Source organism: Streptomyces sp. NPDC004610 (assembly GCF_040609715.1).
GTDB lineage: Bacteria > Actinomycetota > Actinomycetes > Streptomycetales > Streptomycetaceae > Streptomyces.
This window is the reverse complement of sequence record NZ_JBEXLA010000089.1, coordinates 1-2,553: the sequence shown is the minus strand read 5'-3', so window position 1 is coordinate 2,553 and position 2,553 is coordinate 1. Positions and strand designations below refer to the sequence as shown.

Annotated in this window: 2 protein-coding genes; both read left to right on the top strand. The window is 69.4% G+C overall.

Annotated features, from left to right (window positions below; genetic code table 11):
* Positions 1-132: 132 nt before the first annotated feature.
* Complete coding sequence (istA, locus tag ABZX40_RS41470; RefSeq protein ID WP_355751408.1) at positions 133-1,638, top strand: IS21 family transposase; 1,506 nt, start codon at positions 133-135, stop codon at positions 1,636-1,638.
* A complete protein-coding gene (gene istB, locus ABZX40_RS41465; RefSeq protein ID WP_355751405.1) occupies positions 1,638-2,429 on the top strand; it encodes an IS21-like element helper ATPase IstB in 792 nt (263 codons plus the stop codon). Before istA ends, istB begins: the two co-directional genes overlap by 1 nt.
* The last annotated feature ends 124 nt before the right edge of the window (positions 2,430-2,553 follow it).

Sequence of the window (2,553 nt, the reverse complement as noted above, 5' to 3'; positions counted from 1 at the left end):
TGACGGCGGAAGTGCAAAGCTCCCCGCAGGCGGTCTGATCGGCTCCCCGCAGGCGGACATGGAATGTCCCCGCTGATGGACGCGTGATCCCTCTTGGCTGTCTAGACCACCCGGTCTGATCTCTTGGCCGGTGTGAAGAGCAAAGAGGAGATCATGGAGATTCTGGAAGCGTACGACCTCACGGGCAGTTACCGTGCGGCGGCCGAGCTGGCCGGGGTCGACCACCACACCGTGAAGCGATATGTGGAGCTTCGCGGCCAGGGCGGCGACCCGACGCGGCGGCAGCAGCGGCCGAAGATGATCGACGACTACCTGCCGAAGATCGAGGAACTCATCGAGCGGTCCGGCGGCCGGATCGGCGCCGACCGGGTGCACGAGAAGATCACGGCGATGGGGTTCACCGGCACTGACCGCACGACCCGGCGGGCGGTCGCCGCGGCGAAGGCGTCGTATCAGGCCGGCCACCGAAGAGTGTTCCGCCCATGGATTCCCGAACCCGGCTTGTGGATCCAGTGGGACTGGGGCGACGGCCCGAAAATCGCAGGCCGCAAGACGTGGCTGTGGTGCGCCTGGCTGGCCTGGTCGCGGTTCCGGGTGGTGATCCCGGTGCTCGACAAGACGCTGCCCACGATCGCCGGCTGTCTGGACGCGACGCTGCGGAGGATCGGCGGGGCCCCGACCTATGCGCTCACGGACAACGAGCGGACGGTCACGACGGACCATATCGCCCGCATACCGGTCCGCAATCCGCAGGTCATCGAGATCGGCCACCACTACGGGCTCACGGTCAGGACGTGTGTCCCGGCGGATCCGCAGTCCAAGGGCGGGTCCGAGGCGACGGTGCGGATCGCGAAGCGGGACCTGGTGCCAACCGACGTCAACCTGCGGCCGGCCTACCGTGACTTCGCCGAACTCAAAGACGCCTGCCGCCAGTTCACCGACGAGGTGAACAATAAGGTCCACCGGGTGATCAGGCGAAAGCCCGTCGAGGCCCTCGCCGAGGAGGCCCACCGGCTGCACCGGCTGCCGGACAACCCGTTCACCGCGGCCCTGGGCACCACCCGGAAAGTCGCGAACGACGCGACTATCTCGGTGGACTCGGTCCGCTACTCGGTCCCGCACCAACTGGCCGGGCAGACCGTCTGGGCCCGCTTCCACGGCGACGAACTCGTGATCACCGCGGTGACCGGGGACGGCGCCGCCGAGGCAGCCCGCCACCGGCGGTCCACCCCGGGCAACCCGTCCGTCAAGGACGAGCACTACCCGCCCCGCGAGGACAAGAACGCAGATCGCACCCCGAAGGCCTCCAGCGCCGAAGAGGCCGCGTTCTTGCAGCTCGGCCCCGGGGCCGCGTCCTGGCTGGTCGAGGCCGCGGCGGCCGGAGCTCGCAGGATGCGGCCGAAGATGGCCGAGGCCGTCCAGCTCGCCAAGCTCCACGGCACCGCCGAGGTCGACCGGGCCCTGGGCACGGCGGCGATCGCCGGACGGTTCGCCGAGAACGACCTCATCTCGATCCTCGACCACCACATCGGGCGGCATGTCCCCGAGCCGACCAGGGCTTCCGAGGACCACAGCCTTCAGCCGGGCACGTCCGCCTGGTCCCGATTCGGCGTCGCCCCTGAAGGAGACGAACACTGATGACCACCCCTCTCCGCACCGTCACGGGCTCCAACGGCGCCCCGCTGGCCGAGGCGATCGAGCTGACCCGCCGCCTCAAACTCCCGCACATCCGGCGGGCGTTGACCGACCTGATCCCCACCGCCAAGGCCCAACGCTGGGACCCGGCCGAGGTCGTCCGCGTCCTGCTGGCCGAGGAGGCCGCCGGGCGGGACGCCGCGAACCTGCGGACCCGCCGCAAGCGGGCCGGGTTCCCCGCCGGCAAGACCTTCGGCGACTGGGACGAGACGAAGTCGTCCATCTCCCGTCAGGTCCAGGACTCCCTCAAGACCCTGGAGTGGATCTCCCGCAAGGAGAACCTCTGCGTCTGCGGGCCCTCCGGCACCGGCAAGAGCCACTTCACCGAGGCCCTCGGCCAGGCCGCCGTCGAGGCCGGGATGACGGTCGCCTGGTTCGCGATCGAGGACCTGGGAGCCCTCGTCCGCCGCCACCGCGTCGACGACTCCCTCGCCCGGGCGATGACCAGGCTCATCCGCTCGGACCTCATCATCGTCGACGACATCGGGCTCCTGCCCGTCTCCGCGGACGCCGCCGAGGGCTTCTTCCGCCTGGTCGATGCCGCCTACGAACGGCGGGCGATGGCCGTCAGTTCGAACCTCCACCCGTCTGGCTTCGACGAGATCATGCCCAAGACCCTCGCCACCGCGACCGTCGACCGGCTCCTCCATCACGCTCACGTCGTCGTCACCCAGGGTGACTCGTTCCGGCTCACCGAAGCCACCTCCGGCAAGGGGGTGAGACCACTGCACTGACCCCAGCCCAAGAGGGATCACGCGGACCAGAGTGGGGAGTTTCCCTGTCCGCGGGGAGATTTAGTGTCCGCCAGCGGGCGACTGATCGTGTCCGCCACCGGGGAGTTCAAGAAGTCCGTTGACA